Origin of the sequence: Diaphorobacter sp. J5-51 (assembly GCF_001023515.1) — a bacterium.
Lineage (GTDB): Bacteria > Pseudomonadota > Gammaproteobacteria > Burkholderiales > Burkholderiaceae_C > Diaphorobacter > Diaphorobacter nitroreducens.
Genome location: NZ_JSYI01000095.1, coordinates 1 through 931, shown reverse-complemented (window position 1 = coordinate 931; position 931 = coordinate 1). Strand labels below are relative to the sequence as shown.

Sequence of the window (931 nt, the reverse complement as noted above, 5' to 3'; positions counted from 1 at the left end):
GCTTGCTGCAGCAAGCGGTAAAACAGCATCCCGCGTGAGCTGGATGTGCGCCGGTTGAAACGGAACACGAATTCATCGAGATAGGCGTCCAGGTGGTCTGGCTGTACAGAGCCATGATGTGTTCCCAGCACCCAGCGCTGTACCAGTGAGGCGACCCGGTGCACTCCCGCCATGGAGACATGGGCAGGTACGCCTGAGCCGAGCATGACGGTGCGCTGGTGGGTGTAACCCAGTTCTCCCAGAGCGCGGTATGCCGCCGAACCATCCGTGCGTACCTGGGCTCCAGGCTCGACCACCTCCTGCACAAAGGGGATTACGTGGGTGGCGGCGTCTCGGTCAATGCGGCGTAACCGGATGCGCCCAAACCCCTTGGGCTCCACGATCTCCACCGCCATGACCATCAACACTTTGGTGGTGCTGCTCTTGCGCCCTGCAGGGGTGGCGGGATTCTTGCGATCCGTGATGGACAGGTACGTTTCATCCACCTCCACAAGCCCCTTGAGCTTGTCCCGGCCCGGGCGGACCATGGCACGTCGAAACCGGTGCAGCATGGTCCAGGCGGTCTGGTAGCTCCCCAAACCCAATACGCGCTGCAGCCCCAGGGCGCTCACGCCTTGTTTCTGATTGGTCAGGTACCAAGCTGCAGCCAGCCAGACACGCAGCGGTGTGCGCGTCTTGTCAAAGATGGTTCCAGATGTCACTGTGCCTTGGTACTGGCATGAGCGGCACATCAGGCGGGTGCGGCTGGCGCGGTACACATCGCCAGCGTTGCCGCAACGCGGGCAGACGAAGCCTTGGGGCCACCGAAGCTTCTCCAGGAACGCCTGGCAAGCCTCTTCGGTGGCAAACCAGTCAAGAAATTCGTTCCAGGTGCGGGGGTAGTCCCCTCCAGGAGTTGGCGTTAGCATCTGGGTTTCCATCCAGCTATTCT

At 61.8% G+C, this 931-nt stretch carries 1 protein-coding gene; it reads right to left on the bottom strand.

From position 1 onward, the window contains the following. A partial coding sequence (locus tag OX89_RS12745) for an IS1595-like element ISCsp2 family transposase (protein ID WP_047350879.1) occupies positions 1-920 on the bottom strand: 920 nt, incomplete at its 3' end. Between the last annotated feature and the right edge of the window lie 11 nt (positions 921-931).